18 protein-coding genes are annotated in these 16,419 nt (G+C 59.8%); 2 read left to right on the top strand and 16 right to left on the bottom strand.

The features are described 5' to 3' along the window. On the top strand, positions 1-408 hold a 408-nt coding region (locus tag JCM25414_RS08295; protein WP_025841323.1), incomplete at its 5' end, for a DAK2 domain-containing protein. A 144-nt stretch (positions 409-552) separates the two neighbouring features. Here the strand turns inward: JCM25414_RS08295 and JCM25414_RS08290 are convergent. Then, the gene (locus JCM25414_RS08290) at positions 553-1,965 is read right to left on the bottom strand and encodes an amino acid permease (protein WP_081775845.1); all 1,413 of its coding nucleotides are present in this window, start codon (positions 1,963-1,965) and stop codon (positions 553-555) included. Between the two features lie 200 nt (positions 1,966-2,165). After that, on the bottom strand, positions 2,166-3,011 hold the full coding sequence (locus JCM25414_RS08285; protein WP_025841321.1) for an undecaprenyl-diphosphate phosphatase: 846 nt from the start codon (positions 3,009-3,011) through the stop codon (positions 2,166-2,168). Between the two features lie 128 nt (positions 3,012-3,139). On the opposite strand from JCM25414_RS08285, the gene JCM25414_RS08280 reads away from it, so the two are divergent. After that, positions 3,140-3,592 carry an MlaD family protein gene (locus tag JCM25414_RS08280; protein WP_025841320.1) on the top strand — a complete coding sequence of 151 codons (453 nt, stop codon included), beginning with the start codon at positions 3,140-3,142 and terminating at the stop codon, positions 3,590-3,592. Between the two features lie 85 nt (positions 3,593-3,677). Here the strand turns inward: JCM25414_RS08280 and JCM25414_RS08275 are convergent, their stop codons facing one another. The 14 genes from JCM25414_RS08275 to JCM25414_RS08220 form a co-directional block, all read right to left on the bottom strand. Further along, positions 3,678-4,757, bottom strand: a complete 1,080-nt coding sequence (locus JCM25414_RS08275; protein WP_025841319.1) for a hypothetical protein — start codon at positions 4,755-4,757, stop codon at positions 3,678-3,680. A gap of 46 nt (positions 4,758-4,803) precedes the next feature. Further along, a complete protein-coding gene (locus tag JCM25414_RS08270) occupies positions 4,804-5,400 on the bottom strand; it encodes a DedA family protein (protein ID WP_025841318.1) in 597 nt (198 codons plus the stop codon). A 122-nt stretch (positions 5,401-5,522) separates the two neighbouring features. Beyond that, on the bottom strand, positions 5,523-6,284 hold the full coding sequence (locus JCM25414_RS08265; protein ID WP_025841317.1) for an SDR family NAD(P)-dependent oxidoreductase: 762 nt from the start codon (positions 6,282-6,284) through the stop codon (positions 5,523-5,525). A gap of 64 nt (positions 6,285-6,348) precedes the next feature. After that, positions 6,349-7,356 (bottom strand): amidohydrolase family protein, encoded by a 1,008-nt coding sequence (locus JCM25414_RS08260; protein ID WP_148301000.1) that lies wholly within the window; start codon positions 7,354-7,356, stop codon positions 6,349-6,351. A 6-nt stretch (positions 7,357-7,362) separates the two neighbouring features. After that, positions 7,363-9,078, bottom strand: coding sequence for a dihydroxyacetone kinase family protein (locus tag JCM25414_RS18515; RefSeq protein WP_035442930.1), 1,716 nt, complete (start codon positions 9,076-9,078; stop codon positions 7,363-7,365). A gap of 33 nt (positions 9,079-9,111) precedes the next feature. After that, positions 9,112-10,104: a beta/alpha barrel domain-containing protein gene (locus tag JCM25414_RS18510; RefSeq protein ID WP_242403449.1), complete on the bottom strand. Its 993-nt coding sequence runs from the start codon at positions 10,102-10,104 to the stop codon at positions 9,112-9,114. After that, a complete protein-coding gene (locus JCM25414_RS23700; RefSeq protein ID WP_199897607.1) occupies positions 10,101-10,721 on the bottom strand; it encodes a sugar phosphate isomerase/epimerase family protein in 621 nt (206 codons plus the stop codon). The genes JCM25414_RS18510 and JCM25414_RS23700 overlap by 4 nt, the downstream gene beginning before the upstream one ends. Positions 10,722-10,788: 67 nt before the next feature. Beyond that, entirely contained in the window at positions 10,789-11,694 is a 906-nt protein-coding gene (locus tag JCM25414_RS23695) for a Rossmann-fold NAD(P)-binding domain-containing protein (protein WP_369346031.1), read from the bottom strand. Positions 11,695-11,720: 26 nt separating this feature from the next. Further along, entirely contained in the window at positions 11,721-12,104 is a 384-nt protein-coding gene (locus tag JCM25414_RS24870; RefSeq protein ID WP_242403447.1) for an NAD-dependent epimerase/dehydratase family protein, read from the bottom strand. Positions 12,105-12,424: 320 nt separating this feature from the next. Further along, entirely contained in the window at positions 12,425-13,120 is a 696-nt protein-coding gene (locus JCM25414_RS18495; RefSeq protein WP_051535778.1) for a LysR family transcriptional regulator, read from the bottom strand. Between the two features lie 45 nt (positions 13,121-13,165). Beyond that, positions 13,166-14,320 (bottom strand): carbohydrate porin, encoded by a 1,155-nt coding sequence (locus JCM25414_RS18490; RefSeq protein WP_242403446.1) that lies wholly within the window; start codon positions 14,318-14,320, stop codon positions 13,166-13,168. Continuing rightward, the gene (locus tag JCM25414_RS24865; RefSeq protein ID WP_242403445.1) at positions 14,203-14,574 is read right to left on the bottom strand and encodes a hypothetical protein; all 372 of its coding nucleotides are present in this window, start codon (positions 14,572-14,574) and stop codon (positions 14,203-14,205) included. Before JCM25414_RS24865 ends, JCM25414_RS18490 begins: the two co-directional genes overlap by 118 nt. Positions 14,575-14,656: 82 nt before the next feature. After that, on the bottom strand, positions 14,657-15,580 hold the full coding sequence (locus JCM25414_RS08225; RefSeq protein ID WP_025841315.1) for a 2-hydroxyacid dehydrogenase: 924 nt from the start codon (positions 15,578-15,580) through the stop codon (positions 14,657-14,659). A gap of 31 nt (positions 15,581-15,611) precedes the next feature. Further along, entirely contained in the window at positions 15,612-16,415 is an 804-nt protein-coding gene (locus JCM25414_RS08220; protein WP_025841314.1) for a 2-keto-4-pentenoate hydratase, read from the bottom strand. Positions 16,416-16,419 lie beyond the last annotated feature (4 nt).

Below are 16,419 nucleotides of genomic sequence, written 5' to 3'. Positions count from 1 at the left end.
TCCGGCGCCCTCTGGGGTGCAGGGCTTTTTGCTTTCAGCACTGCCTTCGACGATTCAGCCGTGCCGGACGCGCAGAGTCTTTCCCTCGGGCTGCGTCGCGCCATGGAGAAGATCGCCGGGCTCGGCAAGGCGAAAAAAGGAGACAAGACGCTCATGGACGCGCTCGAACCCCTGGTCGAGGGTTTCGAGGGCGGCCTCAGGCAGGGACTTTCCATCACAAAAGCCTGGGCTCAGGCCGCAGAAGCCTCGACCCTTGCCGCAGAGGCCACAAAGGATCTGCTCCCCCGTCTCGGTCGTGCTCGCACCCATGGCGAGCGCAGCAAGGGCCATCCCGATGCAGGCGCTATCTCAATGGCACTCTGCGCCCGCGTCATCGCCCGCGAGCTTTCCGAAAGAGCTGTCAAATAAATACCCAGCCTGTCAGCGCATAAAAAAGGGAGGAGCCGAACGCTCCCCCCTTTCTGATTCTTGTGCGCCCCTTATCCACAACCTTACCCACGAACACATCCACGAAATCTGTGGGTAATTCATACAGCCGTGACTAGGTGGGCCTCAGACGTCGCGCTTGTTGGCAAAGCTGGAATTATGGCGTGAGTAATACCAGTAGGTGACAAACCCGAGCCCGGCATAACCGAGCAGCAGCAACGCAGGCACCGGGTTACCATGCATGAGCGCCCGCGCCATATCGGCAAAAAGCGGGGCAATCATGACGACGCAAAAGAGAATACCCAGAAGCGGGGTAATGCCGATCCACCAGCCTTTGACCCTGAAACCGCCCAGCGGTACGCTGAAGCTGCGCGGCATGTCAGGATGCATGTTGCGCTGCCAGATCACGGTGAAGCACACGATACCGAACGCTGCCGCCGTACCGATGCTGACAAGATCGCTGATGACATCGATCGGCAAAGTCGCCGTGGCAAGAGCGACGATGATGCCGAGCAGGATCGTGCCCGTCCAGGGTGTGTGATAGCGCTTGTGCACGTAAGAGAAGATGGGCGGCAAGAGCCCGTCACGACTCATGGCAAAGAAAATGCGTGTCTGACCGTAGAGCAGACCGAGCAGCACTGAGCACAGACCGATGGTCGCACCGAGATTGACGAAAAGCGCGAGCCACGGCTGGTGCATCGCGCGCACGGCAATCGAAAGCGGGTCCGCGACATTGAGCTGCTGATAAGGCACGATTCCGATCAGGATGGACGCGACGCATACATAGACGAAGGTGCAGATCACGAGACTGCCGATAATGCCGATAGGCACGTCGCGACGCGGATTGCGGGCTTCCGCCGACGCTGTGGAGACGGCTTCGAACCCCACATACGCGAAGAAAATGATCGAGGCGGCACGAAACATGCCGGGGATACCATACTGAAAACCGCCACGATATTCAGGAATGAACGGGTGCCAGTACGACGGATGCAGGGCGAACAACCCGCAGGCCACGAAGAGGAAAAGAACACCGACCTTGATAAAAACGATGATCGTGTTCACGCGCGCCGATTCCTGCACACCCCGCACCAGACAGGCAGTAACAATGGCAATGGCAATCGTCGCGACCAGATCGAAACGCCACCCCGAGGTGATGGCCATGCCACCACTGCCCGGAACAGTCTGAAACGTCGCCTGACTGAGCGCGGCAGGGATATGAAACCCGAAGCTCGATAGCAGGCTGGTCGCGTAGCCTGAAAGCCCCGAAGCGACTGCTGCGCAGGATATGCCGTATTCGAGCAAGAGCAGCCAACCTACCGTCCAGGCAGCGCGCTCACCCATCGAGACATAGGCGTATGAATAGGCCGAGCCCGATACTGGCAGGCTCGAAGATAGCTCGCCGTAGGAAAAAGCCGTGAAGAGGCAGGCAAGAGCGGCGATAACGAAAGAAACAAGGATCGACGGCCCCGCATATTCCGCCGCCGCCGTGCCGGTCATGACATAGATACCGGCACCGATGGTCGAGCCGACACCCAGCATGACAAGCTGGGTTGCCGTCAGAGAGCGTTTCAGCCCGTTCGTCTCATAATCAGCCGTGACCTGCTCGAGCGTCTTGCGACGGCTCCCGACAGGAGAGGGCGAAGGTGGAGGTGCAGCCAGGTCAGGAATGGTAAAAATCGCCCATGCTCGAAAAAGCCGATCATGCCGGATCGGCCGTCAAAGTGGAAATTATTTCGTTATCAGAAGAGAACGAGTACCAGCAGCGAGAACAGGCCAGCGCCGATGCAATAGAAGGCGAAAGGCGACAGCGCCCAGCGGTCGTGATTGCGGAAATATTTGAGCAGCACCGCCGTGCTGATCAGCGCCGTGATCCCTGCGACGATGGCCGCAATGACCGAGATCTGAGCCATCTCGTGGCTGACTGTCATATGGCGCAGCTGCCATGCCTCATGCACCGTTGCTGCCAGAACGGCAGGCTGAGCCATGAGAAGCGAGAAGCGCGCCGCCGTCTCATGATCGAGCCCGCGAACCAGACCGGCATTGATGGTAGAGCCAGAGCGCGAGATACCGGGAAACAGGGCAAGGCACTGCCAGCAGCCGATGACCAGAGCGTCCCTGGCCGACATGTCCGCAATGGCGCGCTGCGGACGACGGCCCTTGTAGGAGCGCATCCACTCCGTCACGAGCAGGATGAGTCCGTTCAGGATCAGGAAAAGCGCCACCGCGACCGGCGTGCCGAAAATTACCTTCAGACGATGTTCGAAAGCTGCGCCGAAAATCACTACCGGAATGGTCGCAACGACGAGCAGAACCAGAATGCGAATGGCTTCTTCGCGACGCGCGGGGCCATGTCGTCCGATAGCGCCAGTAAAAATGGCCAGCCAGTCGCGCCAGAAAAAGCAGAACAAGGCCACCAGCGTGCCGAAATGGAGCATGGTCAGAAACGGCAGGAACAATTCGCTGCGTTCGTCCAGATTCCAGTGAAGCAAGGCCGGGAGCAGTACCGCGTGACCGAGACTGCTCACGGGGAAAAGTTCGGTCAGTCCCTGGACGATCGCCAGAACCAGTGCTTGAAGCAACGTCATGTCAGCTCAGTATGAAAGAAATGTTTCTATCTCCTGCCTCAGCGCGGCACAGACCGCAAGCCCGCGCTTGACCATGACCGCAACTCAGGCGAAGAGTTCCGCTGTTATAACAGGCAGGTGAAGCGAAGATGGCGGCAAAAAACCGGGGCGGCGCGATTTTGGCGAGTGCAATGGTGCTCGCCCTCGCGTCAGGCTTCGCCCTCTACGCCGTGGCCCAGCGTCATGGGCCTTCTGGCGACACGCAGCGCTTTCATGCCCGCTTTGTTTCAGCCAACGGGCTGAACCCGGGCGCTTCGGTCGTCCTGGCCGGAGTGCGGGTGGGCACGGTTTCGCGTATCGCTCTCGACCCGCAGACGCAGATGGCCCAGGTCGATTTTTCGATCGATCGCCATCTCTCCCTGCCGCAGGATACGATCCTGTCGATCGCCGCCCCCAGCATGACGTCAGAAAACGCGCTGGCCATCGCGCCCGGCAAGTCACGGGAACGCCTGCCGAGCGACGGGACCATCACCAACACCGAGGCGCCCAGCTCGCTCGAGCAGCAGGTCAGCAATTATATTTTCGGTTCAGGTATACAGTAGGAATCGCACAGCGGCAGGCAGGCTATCGATCTGACCCTGTCCTTCGCGCTCTCCTCGCCACGCTTTACTCAGTCACACGCTTTGCTCAGTCATTGAGCGGGTAGAGTGCAAGCAGGCGCCGCTGCTTGCGCCAGTAGCGTAGCATCGTATAGGCGCCACAAGTCTTGCGGCCACGCGCACGGTTCATGGCCCCAATGCGGAATGCCTCACGATAGTGGTAGAATTGTGCGCGATAGGCTTCCCAGAGCGTGGTTCTGGAATCCCAGATATGGGTCGCCTCCGACCCTACGCCATTCAACTCGATAATCTCGAAATCCTCGCCTCGACGCAGGGCCTCTATGGAAGCAGCCTTGACGTCGATACGACCGAAATGGAACTCGGTAACATCCCCGATGATCTCGTCCAGGCGACGCGTCAGGGCAGGGGTCGCATCCTTGCAGCCATTGCGAAAAATCGAGCCCTTGCAGTGATTACCGGTAAAAACGAGCTGCACTGGCTCGCCGGGTGCCGGAACATCGTCAAGCCGCCCCTCGAGACGGGGCAGATAGATATCGGGCAGAAGATTGGTGCGCGTGTCACGTGTGATCAGCTCGCGGATGGTCGCAAGGCCATCGCCTTCGAGAACCGGGGATTCCTTGTAGGTGATTGAAGTGATACGTCCCGACGAGGCACCAGGTTCGCGAATATAGAACAACCCCGCCTCAACGGGACCCTCGGCCAGTGCCTGGGCCAGAATACGCACGCCTGAAGGAAATTGTCTCAGGACCTGCAGGAGGTTCTGAGGGCTCTGCACGAGCTTCACCCCGGTGCCGTTACAGCCGATATCAGGCTTGACCACCACCGGGAAGGCAATGCCCTTTTCGCCCAGGGCGGCAATGACCGCCTCGGCGTCTTGCTCTCGCTGCCCCTTGCGCAGCATCTGCGTCACATAAGGGGCGATCCATCGATTGGCGACAGGTCCGGCAAGGTCGAGAATACCGCTCTTGCTCTCACCACATAGACCGCCCGTCTCGATGCAGGGATTGGCCGCGCTCGGTATGCTGAAATCGCCGTAGCGCAGCCCGAGTGCGATCCAGTAGAGCACGATAGGCGTATAAAAGATCGACCCCGGCCAGAACTCAAACAGGGAAAGCGGGTGGGGCGCCTTGCCATCCTCGTCGGGCATTTCGGGCTGCGAAGACAGGTCAGGCGAAATCTGGAGCATTGATCGATCAGTCACTGAAGGTCTGGAAGCGCGCAATGAGGCGTCCGACGAAAAGAATGGTCAGAATGAATCCCGCTATACCGAACCAACGCCAGCTCGCCATATGGGCCGACAGCCACCCCCCGACATGCAGAGAAACGCTGAAAAGGAGCGATGTCCAGATCAGTGTAGCGACAACCGCACTTGCTGCAAAAGAGCCAAACGGCGCGCGGAAAAAACCGCAGGCCGTATAGAGCGGCAGCCGCGCACCCGGGATGAAGCGACTGATGACCACGGTACGGACCACATTGCGGTGGAACCAGTTGCGCCCCTTGTCGTGGCGGGGCAGCGTCAGCCAGCGCCGTGCAGGGGGCCATTTTGCGCCGATGGCGCCAAGCCCGTAGAGGCCGAGGTCGCCAACAGCGACGCCAATATAAAGCGAGATCAGGGCCAGGGTCACTGTGATGCGCCCGTCATCGACCGCCATCGCCGCAATCATGGTCGTGGCATCTTCGAGGATGAACGTGCCAAGGATAACGGCGAGCCCCTTCGACCACCAGGCCGCTCCCGCAACCGACAGAAGATGATAAAGCGAGCTGCTATGAAAAGGGGCACCGTTTGACATGGCGCTCCATGTGCCACGGTCGGCAGAAAAACGCCAACCCGCAGCAACCGACTCTGAGCCCGGATTCTGCTCCCCGATCCGGGCGGTACATACGCACTCAGGCAGGACAGAGAATCTCGCCCCTATTGCAGATTGACGAAACACCCGCCATCGACCAGCAGCGACGCCCCTGTGACATAGCCTGCCATATCGGAACCAAGAAAAACAATCGGCCCGGCAAGATCTTCCGGAACCCCCAGTCGCCCGAGGGGAATGCGTCCGATCATGGCCTGCGCTTTGACCTCGTCGGAGAGATCTTCTTCATTGATCGCGGTGCGTATCGTACCGGGCAGAACCGAGTTGCATCTTATTCCGTATTTCCCGAGTGCTACGGCAGTGGATTGCATGAGGGAATGAACCCCGGCCTTCGTGGGAGTGTAATGCGTCTGATACGCGCCACCAACCAGCGCGGAAATGGAAGACACAGCGATGATCGCACCACCTCGTCCTTGCCGGACCATCTGATTGGCCGCAGCCTGAACCATAAAATACGCACCGAGCAGATTGACCCCTACGGTCTTGGTCAGGGTCTCGGGCGGCAAATCAAGGAAGGGATGAAACGGACAGATGCCCGCATTGCTCACGAAGATATCGAGCCCACCCAGCCCCTCGACAATGACCTCCATGAAACGGCTCGCAGTTTCGGGCGCAGAAACATCACCCTGCAGATAGACAGCCTGCCGGCCCTGCGCCCTGATCGCCTCAAGGACGGGCTGAGCGATTTCCGGCTTAACGATATCGGTTATCGCCACATCCGCGCCCTGACGCGCCGCTTCGAGCGAAGCGGCGCGACCGATACCCGACGCACCGCCAGTGATAGCGAAAATCTTGTCTTTCAACAGCATGCTGGACTCCTGACCTGTCATTCTCTTACTCGCCCAGAGGGCTTCTGTTGGGGGCAGTAACCTGTCAGAAGTCGAGATCGAGACGATAAAATCGCGCGGCAACACCGCCCAGAAGGGCGCGTTTCTCTGCGATGCTGAACGGCTCGATAAAGCGCAGCCAGGTCTCGATCGTCTGTCTTGCCGGGGCGCAAAGCAGATCGGTCGGGAAATCGCTCGCGAACATGCATCTCTCGACACCGAAGAGATCGATCACCTCGGTCAGAACTGGCGCCACATCTTCAAAACGCCAGTCACGCCTGATAAATCCGTAGCCCGAAAGTTTGACATGCACGTTGCGGCAGGCCGCCAAGGCCCTCATTCCGCTGCGCCAGCTTTCCCGACCGCCCTCATTGTCGAAAAGCGGCATGCCAAGATGATCAATGACGACCGGCATGGTTTCATGCCGTTGCAGGACAGGGGCGAGACTAGGCACCTGATCGGGAAAGCATTGCAGGTCGAATGTAAGCCCATGACGCGCCACGACGGCCAGACCGTCCAGCCACGACGGGTCACGCGTCAGATCGGGGCCAGGATAGGCGACGGCCCGATCCTTGTGCCAGTTGGCGATATGACGCACACCGCGAAAGAGCGGTGTCATCTTGTGCTGGGTCAGGACCTGGTCGAGATCGGCTGAATCGAGCCGCGCAAAACCCACGATTGCTGCGGCATCGAGATGGGCTGGCGCGCTGTCAGATGGCGCCAGCGCTGCCTGCAGAACGTGATGCGCGTAACGCACTTCACTCAGGATTTCATCCGCAACGACGCCTGAATCGACATAAACCACCCCGCGTACGCGCATCCCGTGCATATCCTTGAGATAGGACGACAGGCTGTAGGAGCGCGCTATGGCCTCTGTGCTACCGAGCGCCGCATCATGGCTGAAAGGCGGTGACAACCAGGGATAATGCAGGCGATCAATATCGATCAGATGCACATGCGGGTCGACGAAATCGATAGTCTCCATACATCCCACTTTCACGCTCTTGGCACTGCGCCCCGTGTCGTCGCGCTCTTCCGACGTCCTGTTTACCACCGTTCCTTAGGTCAGATCCCCGATCAGGGACGTGAGAGCCTGCATGGCAAGGGCAAAGGAAAGGGCGCCTGGATCGGGATAGCCCTTGCTATGATCGCCATGGGTCTTGGCGCGCCCCCTTTTGGCGGCAAAATGCTTCGTCGCCTCTGCGCCACGATGCGCCTCTTTCACCGCACGCAACCAGATTTCGGCCAAACCTTGCCCGGCAAGCCTCTCGTTTCCCAGTGTGGTGATGAAAGGGGCGAGCGCGTCGACCATGGTCTTGTCGCCAATCTCGGCCTTGCCTATCGCTCTGATGCGCTGGCCGCCCCTGATGATCCCCTGAACCAGCCGCGAGGCGTCGAAGGCACTCTCGTCATCGAGCACGGTAGAGAAGGCGAAAAGTGCTTCTCCCCAAAGCGCACCGGACGTACCGCCCGCCCGATCTCCCCAGGCATCGGCGGCAGCCTCCATTACCGTGCGGGCTCCGGCACCCGCTTCGGCAGCAGCCTGAGCGGCACGTGACGCGGCCCGCGCGCCGCGCGCCATTCCCTGTCCGTGGTCCCCGTCACCCGCAATGGCATCGATGCGGCCGAGCATGGCTTCTTCATCACGCATCGTCCTTGCCAGACAGGCCATAGCCCTGGCAACGCAGCCACCCGCATCGCGGCCTGCGACGCTCGTTGCGGGCTCGTAGCGCACAGGCAGTTCGGCAACTTCCTGTCTGGAAGCGGCGATCCAGTCACCTTTCACCTCATGACGGCACAGGGCGGGGGAGATGACAGGCGCACGCCAGAAACGCTCCAGTTCGTCATCGAGCCAGGTGATCGTCAGTGAGCAGCCATACATGTCGAGGCTGGTCGCATAGGAACCGAGCAGCGGCGCGATCAGCGTCAGTCCATCGCGCTCGAACAGGACTTCGAGTTCATTCCACAACACGAAAAGCTCTTCGGTCGTGGTGGCGCCCGCGCCGTTCAGCAATACGGCAAGTCTTCTCGCTTCAGGCGGCTTTTCTGCCATCACCCGCGCATAGAGTTCGGCAGCGATCGCCTCGGGCGCCGCCAGGACACGCTCCTCGATACCCGGCTCACCATGAATGCCGAGCCCGAGCGCCATGCGGCCTTCGGGGATAGTGAAGATCTTTTCGGGCGCACCGGGCAGAGCGCAGCCATCGAAGGCGATACCGAACGAACGCGTCTGGGCATTGGCCTTGCGAGAAACCGCCTCGACCGCGTCGATATCATAACCAGCATCGGCAGAGGCGCCCATGATCTTGAAGACGATGATATCGCCCGCCACACCACGTCGACGCTCGGGTGTTTCAGCCGGGGCGCTCGCCACATCGTCGGTCGTGACCACAATACGCGTATCGATGCCTTCGGCACGCAGGCGCTCTGCCGCAATTCCGAAATTGAGATTATCGCCCGCATAATTGCCAAACCCCATGACAATGCCGCCGCCACGATGCGCCAGACGACCAATATTGGCCACGGCCTGAATGGAGGGTGATGCAAAAATGCCGCCCATGACCACGGCGTCGGCAAAGCCCGCCCCGACAAAGCCGCAGAATGTCGGATAATGACCCGACCCGCCCCCCACCAGAACCGTTACCTTGCCGTCGGGGCCGGGCTGGGCGCGCAGGGCTCCGCTGCGCACGGGACGCACAATATCCTGAAAGACGTGATTAAAGGCGCGAAGACCATGCGTGGCAAAATCGTCTTCATTACCGCAGATATCGACCATGATTTTCTGTTCCGTATGACGGCCCTTACGGGCTTATTGCAGCAGGGGGTCCGTGACCTGGAGATCTGCCTCGAGCAAACGCCTCGGGGCCAGGCCACGCGAGAGGAGTTCCTCATGATAGATGCTGACTGCCTCTGACGGCGTCAGACGGCGCTCGACCACCGCACGCATCATCGCCACCATGGCAGGCGGGTCTTCCGCGTCCAGAATCTTGCGCCCGAACAGCGCGGCGCGCGCACCGCCAAGCTGCGCCTGATGCAGGAGTTCGAGGCAGTCACGTGTCGTGCCGCTGCCTCCGCCCATGATGCCGACGACGAGAGACGGGTCGTAGCGGCAGAAACTCTCCAGCGCATAAGCCCCATTGAAGGCGAGCTTGAGAAAAACCGGTCGCTCGCTCTCATGCATGCCTGCCAGGGCACGACTGACCATATCGTTGAGGAAACTGCCGTAATCGGCCTTGTCGAGCAACGGATGCGTCGGATTGAAGACTTCGAGAAAATGCGAAATTCCTGCCGCCTGCGCCTCAGCCCGGAAGTCACGGTACCGGAAAAGCGTATCGGCATCTTCACGCGCGTCGCCACTGAACGTCATGGAGTAAAGGCCGAATTTCACCGGCACCAGATCGGGGCGGGCGGTTCTGAACGGAATGGAAGGCTGCCTGCCATAGTCCGCGCCGCGTATGCGCCATAGATCCGTCGTATCGTTGAGCCTCACAGCCTGCCTGATCGCACTTCCCTCGAACAAGCCCTGCTTGCCGAGACGCCCCAGCGTCGATACCGAGGCCAGAAGAATATCGACGAGATCCTGACGCACGATCTCTGTAATCGCGGCGTCGAATTCGGCCAGCGTTGCGGGACATTGGGTAACCGGGTTGATGCCGAGCGCCGAAAGGCCTCCTGCCATATCGGCATCCTTGGCATCGGCAATGATGAAATCGGCAGGGCCATCCGTGCCTGCGTTCATCCGGGCCAGCTTCTGGTCGAAGCGCATGCGAACGGGCGCCTCGTTATAGGGTTGATAGCTCATAGCGGCAGGATCCTGCGAATATAGTCCCGGTTACGGGCGGCAACACTCAACCCGTCGCCGCCATAATGCTCGACCAGAAACGGGCTCGCGTAGCCATGTTCCAGAGCCATCGCGATGGCGGCGCGATAGCTGATCACGCCCTGCTCCATTGGCGCAGGCGCTGTGACCACCATGCCGGTCGTGGCGTCCTCGGTGCGCAGATAGTTCTTTACGTGCCAGTAGCGCAGATAGGGGGCGAGCTTGACCATCATGTCGCGCCAATGTTCCATCGGGCGGTGCAGCCGCACCAGATTGCCTATATCGGCATTGATGCCGCAGGCAGGATGATCGACGTCACGCACGAAGCGCACCGCTGAATCTGCCGAGCCGAGATAGGTGTCCTCATACATCTCCAGCGAGAGCACCACCCCGACGCTCTGGGCATGATCGGCCAGTTCGCGCATACGCGACACCGCTTTTTTCCACACCTCCGGGTCGTCAGGATCGCAATGGCCGGGTGCCGTCCAGAACCAGAGCGCCTTTCTCTGTGCTTCGCTCAGCGCAGCTGCGAAACCAACGGCGATTTCACGGGCCCCAATTTCTGCTGCTGTATCGATTACCCGATGGATATAGGCCATCGAGCATCTGCCTTTTCAGGATCGGGATCGATCACCGAGCGACGAGAGGTCGATATGGCCGGAATGCTCAATCCATGATCGGCACAGACCGATAGGAATTCAAGCCGTCGGGACGCAGAGAGATCGGCCACACGCAACCAGCAATCGGTCGGATCGAGTTCGGTGAACCCGGCGCGCTGCACCTCGGCAAGCGTTGTCGCCCAGCCTCGGCCTTCTGGTCCTGCACAGAACTGCCATCGGGCAGGATCGCCGGATACTGGATCATGGCGGCGGCAATAGGCCAGCTCTGGGCTGTCCAGGGCAGTGTCCGGGGAACGATCCCGTCACGCCGGGTTGCCTCATCGTGCCCGATCGGTGCCGCCCGGACCCGCCCAGCCGCGATCGAAGCGGGTGAGGCATCATGCATCTTTCCGCCCAGATCATCATCGATATGAGCCCGTATGATGTCTTCAAACGATTCATCGGCGGTAAAACCGAGGCTCAACGCCCAATGCGTGTCGAACGCCTTGGGCCAGCTCGAAACGAAATGCTGAACAAAAGGGTCGGGCTCGTCTCGAATGAGGGCCACGGCCCGGTTACCCGCCACAGAACGCAGCGCCTCGATCTGCTCTTCCACCGTGACACTCAGAGCAGGAAGAGTGAAAACAGGACGATGACGAATAGCTTCGTAATCGATTTCAGCAGCATGTCTCAGGGCTTTTACAGCGGCACGCGGGCTCGCCAGCCAGTGACGTGTCTCTCTGGGCACCGGCAACACGGCTTCCCGACCGATCAGCGGCTCTCGGATTATGCTTGAGAAAAAACCCGAAGCCGCGGCATTTGACGTACCTGGGCGCACGCAGATCGTGGGTATGCGCGGGGCCAGGCCATCGAAAATGCCACGACGCGCATAATCGCTGAGCAGTAGCTCGACCATTGCCTTTTGCACGCCGTAGCTACTTTCCGGCGTCGGGATCTGACTGTCGCAGATCATGTCTGGCAAGGGGCGCCCGAACACACCTATGGACGAGGCAAAGACCAGGCGCGGCTTGTAGCCTTCCCGCTCATGTAGGTCCGTATGGCTTCAAAAAGCCCGCGCGTTGCATCGAGATTGACCCGATATCCCAACTGCATGTCCCGTTCGGCAGCGCCCGATACGACAGCGGCGAGATGGAAGATGACGTCAGGTCGTTCTGCGAGCAGCGTCTCGGCAGTGCCTGCCGCGGAGAGATCTGCGGCGACACAACTGACCGTACCGCCAACTCCCTGAGGCATCGCAGGGGCCACAAGATCGGCAAGAATGAGCTGCGAAGGCCCGGGAAATGTTCCGCCGGGCTTCTCAACAAAACTCTCTGTCAGCTTTCGGCCCAGCATACCCGCTGCACCAAGGATGAGAACGCGCATGATTGCTCTTTCTCCTTGTCGTTACATGATCGATGCGCTGAGGAAGGACGAGGGGAGCAGTAAAGTCGATGAGACTTACTTGATGACGCTATCGGATAACCCGATAGCCCGTATTTTTATTTCGTCAGAAAGATAGGCTACTGCGGGCGTAGGAGGCCTGTCACGCAGACGCATCAAGGAATAAGGAGAGAGAAGATCGGGCAGGATTACAGGCAATTCCCGCAATATCTCGGTCTTTGCCAACAGATTGAAGACCGATCTCGGTAGTACTGCGAGAAGTGTGGATTGCTGCAGAAGGTCGATTGTTGCATAGATTGACGTCAATTCGACCGGAAAAAGTGGCAGAGGTAATCTCGCATCGTGAATGCCGCCTCGATCGCCTGACGCATCGGACTTGGCGTCGTATGGACGATCCATCGCGCTTCGGTGAGTTGGGCGAGGCTCGTAGGAGGATTCTGCAGGATAGGATTCTGTGCACCCGCCACAATGACGAGCCGTTCCGGAGCCAGTTCCTCGACAATCAGCAGATCTGCCGCAATCCCGTCTACGGGGCGGCCCACGGCCAGATCGATGCGCCCCGCCTGCATCATCTCCATGAGATCATGACTGGTATTGACGTGCAGCGTCACGCTTATATCGGGCTGGGCCTCGGCGAGATCGGCGAGAATAGGCAGGATGATTTCATGAAGGGGCGCGCTGATTGCCCCGATCGAGACCGTCCCAGACAGACCCTGTCGAACGGCTTGGAGATCATGACGCAATCGACCCAGATCGGCCAGTATCTGCCTCGCGTGACGGATAGCGACCGACCCGGCACGCGTGGGTGTCAGTCCATGGGCGTGACGCTCGAAAAGCTGCGCCTCAAGATCCGTCTCCATATCCTGCAGAAGCTTCGACGCAGTCGGCTGCGATAGGTTGAGCGAACGCGCTGCCCTGTTGAGTGAGGGTTCCAGATCGATCTGGCGTAGCAAAAGCAACTGCCTGAATTTTAGGCGAAATATCAGATTGTCGGTCATGACCCGATGGTGGCGTCGATCGACGCGCCTGTCACTTCACGTCTGTCAAAGCACAGCGTGAATCTTCAGACCTATGGCGTCTACCTGCGGCTTGTCAGCCTGCAAATTGGTGCGCCAGATATGCTGATAATCGGGCTGGATCGATACGCCGCGAAAGGCATGAAAATTATACGTCAGCTCAAACGTCATGAGATGGCTCTGCGGATAGGTCGCATTACCGGGCAGGGAGAGATTCTTGCGGTAGCGTATCCATTGCGATGCGACGAGATCGCGGCTGGCAAAGGTTTCCGACCATTCGACGCCGAATGTGTCCTTGGGCCGCGCCTTGATCAGCCCCCGATCGACGATGCCAGCATAGACCTGCCAGTCATAAGGGCTGTTCTCCCCCTGGCTCTTCGTCGCTCCGGCCAGGGCATACAGGCCCTGCAGCGGGCCTGACCCGTTGCGTACCAGCATCTGGTCACCCTGAAGCCAGATCTGTGTCTTGCCGTTGGTCCAGCCATAGGGCAGGCCCGTCGCCGCAGCGGGGTTGCCGTTCATGTCGCGATACAGGTCGCGGTAGTTGGATGAATCATACGCGACGCCGAATTTATAGTGCCCGACAAGGTTATTCCTGCCGAATGACGGAATGAGACCAATTTCTGTCGGGATATACACGCCCGTATAAAGCTCGGTACCCATGCGAAAACCGGTACGATCATATTGATTGGTATTGAGATAAGGATTGACCCCGTAAAGCCCGGTCTGAACATAGACGCCGTGGAGCGGCCAGTAGCGCAGCCTCGTCCCCCAGGTCGAACCCGGATAAGTGCCGTAACCTGCCGCAGTGCGCGTGAGCGATTTCGGGATGCCGCAATTCGATTTGTTCATAAACGTGCAGAACAGCGGCGAATTTGCAAAATCGATATTCACCGGCATCTTGCCGAGCGCGATCTGCATACGGTTCTTGAGCAGGTCCTGCGTGCCATAGACATAGACGAGATGCACGCCGACATTGCCTCCACCACCATAAATCTCCTGAAACCCGTTCAGAGACCGCTCGCCAAGATCGGAAGCAAGATTATGCCCGGCGCGATTGACAATTACGGCATGGGTAATGAAACCGCGCCAGCCGACCAGCCTGGACCAGTCGAGATCAAGTTCGACACCGATCTGATGCGCATACCCGGCATCGCCGGCGTGGCCAGCATTAAGCACCATGCACTCTCGCTCGTATAGTCGACAACGATACCGACGCCCTTGCGGTTGAGCTTTTTCACCAGCCGGTCCCAGGCCGGGATCATGCTCTCCACAGGCGGGGTGAACGGTGTATTGGCGTAGGAAGTTGGCGTATCGAGCGCGAAAAGCGGCGCCGTCTCCGAAATCGGCCCGCGATACTGGGCCCGTGCCGCAGGCGTGAGGGCGCATAAGGCGCCCAACGTGGTCAGGGCCGTAATGGAAAGCCTGTTTTTCATGGTCAGTTAACCCTGAAATGCACTTCTTGCGTCAGGGCGTCTGGCCGGAAGGCCAGAACACCGGGGGTCAATCCCCCAAAAGTTAGATCGTCACAGGTGTCAGAAGCGGCCGACCTGCGAAATGAGCGGCAAGATTGTCGAGAACAAGCTTGCCCATGGCCTGGCGCGTTTCGAGCGTTGCCGAAGCCCTGTGCGGCTGCAGCACGACATTGCTCATTGTCCTGAGTGCATCGGGCACGTTGGGCTCATCGACGAAGACATCGAGCGCGGCCCGACCCAGCTGCCCTTTCTGAAGGGCAGCAACCAGCGCCTCCTCATCCACAACGGTGCCGCGGGCGACATTGACCAGAAGCCCGTTCGGCCCCAGCGCCTCGATCACCTCGCGATTGACCAGATTGCGCGACTGGGTACCGCCAGAAGCCGCAACCACCAGAATATCGCTCTGTGCCGCAAGCGCCACAAGATCGTTAACGAAAGGAGTGAAGGGCAGATCGAGATTGCGTCGGCTAAAATATGAGACCTGCATGGAGAATGCCTGCGCGCGCCGGGCAATAGCCTGACCGACCTGTCCCATGCCGACAATGCCAAGCTTCGCCCCGGAGACCTTGCGGGCGAGCGGAAGAGCCTGCTTGCCCCACAAGCCGTCACGCACAAGGCGATCTCCTGGCAGCAGGTCACGCAAGGCGGCGAGCATAAGCGTCATCGCAAGATCGGCGACATCATCGGTCAGCACGTCACGAGTAACCGTCACGGCGATACGACGTCGGGCCGCCTCTACCAGATCGACGGCGTCAGTACCGATACCATTGATGGCAATCACCTCCAAATCAGGCAACGCATCCATCACCGCACGCGGCACGCCTGTTCCACCGCCCGTCGCGATGGCGCGAATGGCCACATCGCCGGGAAGCGTGTCTTTCTGCCAGCGATGCACCGTGTAAGCCGCATCGAGCGCAGTCTCGATTTCGGTCATCATAGGTTCGATCAGAAGAAGATGGGGCTTCATGAAGATAATCTCTTTTCAGGAAAGTGTCGGGTCAGGGCAGGATGACGGAAACCGGGGCGAGAGAGGCGATCTGCGCGGTAGCTGTCGTGCCGGGGGGTACGAAAATCGTGTCAGTCATCGAGCCGGTCGTAACAACGCATCCGGCCTTGAGGGGCATGCCGCGCGCGCTGGCATGATTGGCAAGCCAGACGAGCAGACGCCTTGGGTCGCCCGCAGAATTGCCCCCGATATGCTCGATCACGCGGCCATCGCTCAGGACGAGATGCACCGTCTCGGAAACCGGGCTGAGGCGACGCCATGCCATTTGCCCCTCACCAATGATGAGAGCCCCGTGGCTTCCCTGATCGGCAAGATGCGCCAGACGCGGCTGGGAGTTTGGGCGTTCGAACCGCGTGTCGATGATCTCGATTGCAGTATGCACTGACCCGACGGCGTCCAGCACCTCGTCAAGCGACCACAGGCGTTCACGTGGCAGCAGATCGCGCGCAAAACGATAGACGATTTCCGCCTCGACGCCGTAATGGCGCAATGTCCCGGCAGGAATTCGGGTATCGCCAAAAAACAGCGTTGCTTCATGCAAAGGCGCGGCGAAAGGCGTTCCCTCATGGGAAGGGGCGCCGATCTTCCACCCCGTTACCTCTCCGAGCATTGATCGCAGACCGCGCGCGACCTCGTCCTGCACGCCATAGGCTTCGGCTTCGCTTTGCGGAACGAGCCCTGGCTCAAGCCCTGCGAGAGGGGACGCGCCATGACGCACGGCCAGGAGACGATCGGCGAGGGGGGGAAAGCCGGTGGGGGCATCACCCGTCGAATTGGGGCAGTCGAGATAGCTCATGACG

Source organism: Asaia platycodi JCM 25414 (assembly GCF_000614545.1).
Lineage (GTDB): Bacteria > Pseudomonadota > Alphaproteobacteria > Acetobacterales > Acetobacteraceae > Asaia > Asaia platycodi.
This window is presented reverse-complemented; position numbering and strand designations above follow the sequence as displayed.

Bases quoted from the DNA above. Each gene is read 5' to 3' on its own strand.
- JCM25414_RS08275 (WP_025841319.1), bottom strand. From the start codon at position 4,757: ATGCCCGACGAGGATGGCAAGGCGCCCCACCCGCTTTCCCTGTTTGAG.
- JCM25414_RS18515 (WP_035442930.1), bottom strand. From the start codon at position 9,078: ATGGTCGATATCTGCGGTAATGAAGACGATTTTGCCACGCATGGTCTT.
- JCM25414_RS18490 (WP_242403446.1), bottom strand. From the start codon at position 14,320: ATGGTGCTTAATGCTGGCCACGCCGGCGATGCCGGGTATGCGCATCAG.
- JCM25414_RS24870 (WP_242403447.1), bottom strand. From the start codon at position 12,104: ATGCGCGTTCTCATCCTTGGTGCAGCGGGTATGCTGGGCCGAAAGCTG.
- JCM25414_RS08220 (WP_025841314.1), bottom strand. From the start codon at position 16,415: ATGAGCTATCTCGACTGCCCCAATTCGACGGGTGATGCCCCCACCGGC.
- JCM25414_RS23695 (WP_369346031.1), bottom strand. From the start codon at position 11,694: ATGATCTGCGACAGTCAGATCCCGACGCCGGAAAGTAGCTACGGCGTG.
- JCM25414_RS24865 (WP_242403445.1), bottom strand. From the start codon at position 14,574: ATGAAAAACAGGCTTTCCATTACGGCCCTGACCACGTTGGGCGCCTTA.
- JCM25414_RS18495 (WP_051535778.1), bottom strand. From the start codon at position 13,120: ATGACCGACAATCTGATATTTCGCCTAAAATTCAGGCAGTTGCTTTTG.
- JCM25414_RS08280 (WP_025841320.1), top strand. From the start codon at position 3,140: ATGGCGGCAAAAAACCGGGGCGGCGCGATTTTGGCGAGTGCAATGGTG.
- JCM25414_RS08225 (WP_025841315.1), bottom strand. From the start codon at position 15,580: ATGAAGCCCCATCTTCTTCTGATCGAACCTATGATGACCGAAATCGAG.
- JCM25414_RS23700 (WP_199897607.1), bottom strand. From the start codon at position 10,721: ATGGCCTATATCCATCGGGTAATCGATACAGCAGCAGAAATTGGGGCC.
- JCM25414_RS18510 (WP_242403449.1), bottom strand. From the start codon at position 10,104: ATGAGCTATCAACCCTATAACGAGGCGCCCGTTCGCATGCGCTTCGAC.
- JCM25414_RS08270 (WP_025841318.1), bottom strand. From the start codon at position 5,400: ATGTCAAACGGTGCCCCTTTTCATAGCAGCTCGCTTTATCATCTTCTG.
- JCM25414_RS08265 (WP_025841317.1), bottom strand. From the start codon at position 6,284: ATGCTGTTGAAAGACAAGATTTTCGCTATCACTGGCGGTGCGTCGGGT.
- JCM25414_RS08285 (WP_025841321.1), bottom strand. From the start codon at position 3,011: ATGACGTTGCTTCAAGCACTGGTTCTGGCGATCGTCCAGGGACTGACC.
- JCM25414_RS08290 (WP_081775845.1), bottom strand. From the start codon at position 1,965: ATGCTGGGTGTCGGCTCGACCATCGGTGCCGGTATCTATGTCATGACC.